We start from the raw sequence: 6,668 nt of genomic DNA, 5'->3' as shown, positions 1-6,668 counted from the left end.
AACACATTTCTTCTGTATTTTACGACCAACACAAGATGATAATACAACAAGAACACTGAATGATTATTATTGTCTAATTTCATTGATATACCAACCTTTATAATTTATAAGACTGATTATATCAGAGGCGAAATAAAAAGCAAATCCTTTTGGCTACGCCAAACCGAAATTCATCTCCCACCTACCGCTGGGCTACGCCCTTCACGCGCTTGAGGAAGGAGAATCCTTTCGAGGAATTCGTTAAAATATGTCGTTTTAATTTAACGCTTTTATGATGTTATTTACAAATATTTTATCGATTTCATGTCCTTGGTTTGTTTGTTCTGAATCCATAATTATTCCTTGTGATTTCTCTTTGTCAATCCACAAATAGTATGTTTGAGTTGTTCCACTTAAAAAGTGAACATTTACTTTGAAATTTGGCTTGTGTGTACTAGATGTATTTGAATGTGTATGCCCGATATGGGTGATAGCGTTCACGAATGCTCCAACATCAAATTGTTTTACGAATATGTAGGTCTTATTCCCCTCAACTTCAATAAATTCAATAGATTTATCTTTTATGGAGTGTACTCCTTCACCGTCCTTCGCTGTATTATGAAGTATAATACCATCTTCTGACTGTTCGCAATCTCTTAGCATATATGCCACACCATGTGTTTCTTGAGGAGTAACGAACTTCTTACAAATATCCTTTCTATAGTCGTTTTTGTACCTGTGAGTAAAAGTAAATTTCTCATCTTGATAAGTTACAGTGTTTAAACTCGGTACTTTGGCCTCCTCGTCAATGAAATAATCTTTAATTTGTATTTCGTCACTTTTCTTATCTTTTACATTTTGAGAAAATGTTTCAAATCGTTCTAGATTTCTAGATTTTTCTTTATATAAGTGTAAAACAATATCATTTTTGTTTGCTTCAGTGTATGTCTCTTCATCTCCATTAACAAATACAATTAAAGCAGCGATCGATAAGCATAATGCTCCAACAATTAATGTTTTCTTCAAATTGAGTTCCTCCCTAAAGGATATTATAAATTTAATCATAACAATAAATGACTATTCTTATTAAAAAACTTAGTACTTCGAATAGGTTAAGTTTAGATCACATATCTCTAATCAGGTGATTAATAAACATGCATGTAAAATTAACCTAACGTCTCATTATCGGTAGCAAGGATAATGGAGAGTCCCTGCTATTCTTTTTTTGCATAAAATCTTGTATAAAAAGTAGTTGGGTTATAGTGCTTTACTTAGGATAGCATCCGCATTTTCGGGATCCCGCCCCTTTAAAAGAATAATTTCAACAAAATATAGATTGTAATTGCAAATAAAGAATCCGAATTTTGTTTAATACTATTTTTTACGAAACAAGAAAATGGTTCCGTTGGGAAGTTGTTCGTAATGAGATTCAATAAATATACCGTAATATTCATTTTTTTAGCTATTGCTTCAAATTTCGCCTTATCCATGTGGCTCAAACAAGGACTTTTAGGTGTAGTTATTGCTATTATTTTCTTATTAATCGCTACATGGACTACAAAACAGCCTACAGACGACCAGCATAAATGAACAAAATAACTTAACATGGTAGAATAATATTTGGATGGGAGTCCAATGTTATTAAAATTAAAGTGGTTATCAAGTCGGAGGAAGGCACCTTAGGGTGTCTTTTCTTTTTAAAATATATAAGCGCACCAGAACCGGTTCATGAGTATGGAAGTCTCATCTATCAAATTTGGAACTAACTTCTTCCGAAACATTGTTCCTCATTTACCGACCTGTTTATGTTTTTTCAAACTTTGCAACAGAGCCACATTGTTTTAATTGAATTTTGTGTTATACTTCTATAGGCATCTGATTTTTATTCTATATAAAAGTATGTAAAAAGCCCTTATCAATTCGATAATGGCTTTTCTATTTTTCATGAAGATCGATTATATGGCATGAGCAATAAATTTAAAGGAGAATTATAAAATGATTTTTCCAAGTAACATCAATACGTCTTATGAATATTCAATTATAGAAATTCAATGTTTACCTTGTATTTCTACAGCACCCAATTTTTATGATAATTTTGTACTTATTTGTAGTACTTATCTTAACAAAAATGATAAAGCACATGGTCATACTACATTTGAAATTCAATCTATAAAAGAACTGTCTTATAATAATCCAAATGTAAAAAATGCTAAGAAGTTTGTATACCAAGGTGGGTCTTTGAAAATAAATGATTTTGTAACAATTACTCAAACGGAATCAGACTATGATACGAAATTCATAGCGAGACTTTCCTATCAATATCATAGCGATCAAGAGAGGGAATATATACAAGAGCAAGATTTACTCTTATTTTCCATTTCTGAAGGGCCAAAGGGGCAATTGTCTAATATTCCTTATTTATATCTTCCTCCTGATTTTAAGAAGTATATAGAATATTATCAGGCTAAGCACGATTCTGAAGTTCTTCACACTGCTTACTCAATATTAGAACATTTCACAAAAGAACATGATTATTCAGAATCTTTCATTAATCAATTTGAAACTTTAAAAGAAAAACAAAAGAATAAATCTCTTATCTTGTATGATAGCTTTTTACGGAATCAATATAAGAAAATTTAATTTATTTTCATAGAAACATCAAAAACCCTTTAAATATTATACAAAATATGCCTATTGGTTTAAAAAATGAAAAAAATGCATAAATGCATAAAACTATATATGTATTTTGTAGTATCCTAGACTGTATCTGTCTAAAAGTCTTTCATAGTACATTTTTGACACTCCCACCCCTAAAGGGGCAAGCTGACATAGGTCAGTGGGATTCTTGCTACCAAAGACCAAAGGCGAAGTCCATTTTTGGTATCGCTGACGTGCAAGATTGCGATTTGCTCTCACCACTCCCATGACAGACCGTATAGGTTCTCCTTATGCTTTAGCGTCTAGTACTTGACGACATGTATTGTTTTACGCACGAAGTGAAATTGCTTCGTGCAACCTCATACAATATTCATTTTTTAGAGAACATTATTGTTTTAGAGTCTTTTGCATGACTTTGAGGCCATTTTAACACGTCTTACTACGCAAAAGCGATACTTTCACCCCACGCTTAAAGGCGGACTTAAGTCCTGCAGGGGCTTTCTCGTATCGTAAATCTATAAATTTTAGTTAAAAGATACCACTTGTTTAATAAACTTAGTGAAGTAAAGTTAATTACTTTAATATATTATTAGGAGAGAGTTTATGAGTAAAAAACTATTAAAATCAATAACATCACTAACGATGGTAGGAGGTGCATTGTTAGGAACAAGTAGTGATCCCGTAAAAGCTGAAGTCCAGTCAGGGGGAAATTCAGTTGTATTTAATGATGTTCCCAAAAACCATTGGGCAAATAATGCCATTACGAGCTTAGCTAATCGTAATATTATCGGAGGATATGGAAATGGAGTGTTTGGCCTGGGAGATAACGCTACTCGTGAACAGGTGGCAGCTTTAATTTATCGTGTGCTAGCTCCTGCTAAAAAAGGAGGCACTCTTAATAAGGACAACTCTTTTTATATTATGCAAGATGGGTCTCAGCTTAAAAATCCATATAAGGACATTAATAAAAACTCAACAATGTTCCTAGAAGAGATTCTATTTTTGACAGACATAGGAGTCTTTAAAGGGGATCAAAATGGGGCATTTCGACCAAAAGAATCATTAAGTCGTGCAGAAATGGCACAGGTCATCAAGACTGCTTTTAAAGTTCCTGTGTTAAGTAAACATACTTTTAATGATGTACCAGATAATTCATGGGCGAAGGACGCTATTAGTGCCGTACAGTCGAATAAAATTGCATCAGGTACAGGTAATGGAGGTTTTGAACCAAATAAAACTGTAACTCGTGAACAGTATGCACAGTTTTTATTTAATGCATTAAATTATAGGGAACAATTAAATACACAAAATCCTGATGTGACAAAACCAAATAAAGAAGATACGGGTGTACAAACTGAGGTACAACTATTAGAAGCTTATAAAAAAGACATGAAAAATTATATTAATAATCATGAAGAAGATATAACTATAACATATAAATCTAAACAATCTAATATTAGAGAAGTTATGGATACGCTTGTTAAAGCATATGATGAGACAGTTGATTCAAATGAATACATGAAATATAACGTTGCAAATACACAATATTCTATTCGTGGTATTCCAGGAGATTATGTATTTACATTAAAAATTACATACCGTGAATCAAAAGAGCAAATGAACTATGTAAAGACACAAGCAAAATCAGTTATCACTTCAATTGTTAAAGCTGGTATGGATGAACATGAAAAAGTAAAAGCGATTCATGATTATGTCGTAAAACATGTTTCGTATGATACTTCTTTCCAGGCTTATACGGCATATGAAGCTTTAGCAAACCGTTCTGCTGTTTGTCAAGGATATGCATTATTAACTTATCAATTGTTAAAAGAGGCAGGAGTAGAAGGTCATATTGTAACAGGGACTGGAAATGGACAACCTCATGCTTGGAATCTAGTGAAAATTGAGGGGAAATGGTACCATCTTGATACAACCTTCGATGATCCAATTCCAGATGTAGAAGGACGTGTAACTTATTCATACTATAATTTATCTGATGAACAAATTGCTAAAGATCACCAATGGGATCGTAATCAATTTGCGAAAGCAACAACAATCTATAATAATGAGTTAACAAATAAAATTCAGATCGGTAGCCCGAAAGCAATGGGATATCAGAAAATATTAACGGACATCAAACGCTAATATGAATCTATGTAGTTTATTAATAAAATTAAACAATGAACAAACGATAAATTGAGGTCTGTGTAACAATGGACCAGTACTAGATAAAAAAAGAATCCCATAAACATATATGATATGGGATTCTTTTTTTTATTTTATTTGTTTATCTGATGTGTATATTTACAGCATCTAATCATTTTAACTAAATTTAGGTGATTCCTCTCTCTCTTCAATTTGTATGTAGGTGCATGGCACCAACAAATAGGTGGGAGATGAATTACTATTTTTTCATAATAAAACATACGTTTTATCGAACTATATAAACTAACGAGATAGCCTAATCCATGATTAGTTCTTGTACTTGTATAGAAATAAACACGCAAGATAGGTGAATTTAGGAAGCGATCACTTCTAAACAAGCTGGAAGTGGGGATAGTTTACGAAATTCATTTAGTCCTTATATGTGTTTTGTAAATAACGATCATATAAATCTTTTTCTAAAATACTTTGTTTATCTTGTAGTTCCTTAAATTGTTCAATGAATTCACTATCTTCTTTTGTGCTTCGACACAAAGTATAATAAGCATCATGGAGAATTTTAGATTCTTGATGAGCATCATAGTAGTCCATGTAGGTCTTAAATTCTGGTGGTAGATAAAGATAAGGGACGTTAGAAAAAGAACCTTTGATTCCTACTGAAGTAGAAAATAGGAGTAAGTCTTTATTTTGTATATATTCCATCTCTTGATCTTTAGAATATTGGTAAGAAAGGTTTGCTATAATCTTTGTATCATAATCAGTTTTCACCTCAATTATGTTTACAAAATCATTAATCCTTAAAGTACCACCTTTGAATGCAAACTTTTTGGCTTCTTTAACGTGTGAATTATTATAAGATAATTCTTTTACAGATTGGATTTCAAATGTAGTATGACCATGTGCTTTATCATTTTTATTAAGATATGTACTACAAATAAGAACAAAGTCGTTTTGAAATTTTATTGTTTCAGAATTATAGGGTAAGCATCTAATTTCTATTATTGAATACTCACACATACCGTTAACATTATTGGGAAAAGTCATTATTATTATAATTCTCCTTCATATTTATTTCAGGTGAAGAGTAGTTATTCTTCACTACCTTTATTTTAAATAAATTATAGATTAATAGTAACCCTCAATTCCAGAAATTTATGAGGACTTATAAAAAAGCAGTCTAACTCCTAATACTCCAGGTGAACTACCCGCCACTTAACGTCCTAACGGACTGTTTGAAGTGGGGGCTTCTCGGTTAATCATTACTTTTGATAGCTAACGAATTCGTCCTAAGACAGCCGAGCTAACTCCCTTGTTCCAAAGGTTATTTTATTGCTATTTATGCTAACGCTAATAGGCGTATTGCTTCATTTTTGATATTGATAGCTGCGTTATAATCTCTATCGAGATTTACACCGCATATACAAGAATAGACTCGTTCAGACAATGTCATATTTTTTACATTTCCACAACTGCTACATGTTTTTGTGGAAGGAAACCATTTGTCTATTTTCACAAGTTGTTTTCCTTGTTCATTTAGTTTATAAGTTAAGAAAGAAGTGAACATACCCCAACCATTATCAGCGACACTTTTTCCAAAATGAAGTACTTGCGACATTCCTTTCATGTTTAGGTCTTCAATAGCTACAACATCAAAATTAGTAGCCAACTCTTTAGACTCATGATGAAGGAAATTCTTACGTTGGTTAGCTACTTTCTCATGTAACTTAGCTACACGAATACGTTGTTTATTCCATCGCTCAGAACCTTTATTGCGCCTTGATAATACTCGTTGTGCCTTTACTAATCGGTCTAACATTTCACGATAGAACTTAGGATAATTGGCTTTCTCATCCTCAGAACTAACGTAT

General features: G+C 32.3%; 5 protein-coding genes and 1 pseudogene. 2 read left to right on the top strand and 4 right to left on the bottom strand.

Features of this window, described 5'->3' with window-relative positions:
- Nucleotides 1-83: pseudogene (locus BAU23_RS28860) on the bottom strand (IS200/IS605 family transposase); the annotation flags it as partial.
- A gap of 172 nt (nt 84-255) precedes the next feature.
- On the bottom strand, nt 256-1,005 hold the full coding sequence (locus BAU23_RS04650) for a YhfM domain-containing protein (RefSeq protein ID WP_016130705.1): 750 nt from the start codon (nt 1,003-1,005) through the stop codon (nt 256-258).
- Nucleotides 1,006-1,974: 969 nt separating this feature from the next.
- Between BAU23_RS04650 and BAU23_RS04645 the strand changes: the two genes are divergently transcribed.
- Together BAU23_RS04645 and BAU23_RS04640 are read left to right on the top strand one after the other, a co-directional pair.
- Nucleotides 1,975-2,619 (top strand): hypothetical protein, encoded by a 645-nt coding sequence (locus tag BAU23_RS04645; RefSeq protein WP_071733670.1) that lies wholly within the window; start codon nt 1,975-1,977, stop codon nt 2,617-2,619.
- A gap of 621 nt (nt 2,620-3,240) precedes the next feature.
- Entirely contained in the window at nt 3,241-4,782 is a 1,542-nt protein-coding gene (locus BAU23_RS04640) for an S-layer homology domain-containing protein (RefSeq protein ID WP_071733667.1), read from the top strand.
- Between the two features lie 429 nt (nt 4,783-5,211).
- On the opposite strand, the gene BAU23_RS04635 is transcribed toward BAU23_RS04640, so the two are convergent.
- Together BAU23_RS04635 and BAU23_RS04630 are read right to left on the bottom strand one after the other, a co-directional pair.
- Complete coding sequence (locus BAU23_RS04635; protein WP_000143834.1) at nt 5,212-5,844, bottom strand: hypothetical protein; 633 nt, start codon at nt 5,842-5,844, stop codon at nt 5,212-5,214.
- Between the two features lie 292 nt (nt 5,845-6,136).
- A partial coding sequence (locus BAU23_RS04630; RefSeq protein WP_131802504.1) for an RNA-guided endonuclease InsQ/TnpB family protein occupies nt 6,137-6,668 on the bottom strand: 532 nt, incomplete at its 5' end.

This window comes from Bacillus nitratireducens, assembly GCF_001884135.1.
GTDB classification, from domain to species: domain Bacteria; phylum Bacillota; class Bacilli; order Bacillales; family Bacillaceae_G; genus Bacillus_A; species Bacillus_A nitratireducens.
The sequence above is the reverse complement of the archived record's forward strand: the minus strand, read 5'-3'. Positions and strand labels throughout refer to the sequence as shown.

Excerpts from the sequence above, each read along its gene's own strand:
- BAU23_RS04640 (WP_071733667.1), top strand. The coding sequence starts at position 3,241 with ATGAGTAAAAAACTATTAAAATCAATAACATCACTAACGATGGTAGGA.
- BAU23_RS04645 (WP_071733670.1), top strand. The coding sequence starts at position 1,975 with ATGATTTTTCCAAGTAACATCAATACGTCTTATGAATATTCAATTATA.
- BAU23_RS04635 (WP_000143834.1), bottom strand. The coding sequence starts at position 5,844 with ATGACTTTTCCCAATAATGTTAACGGTATGTGTGAGTATTCAATAATA.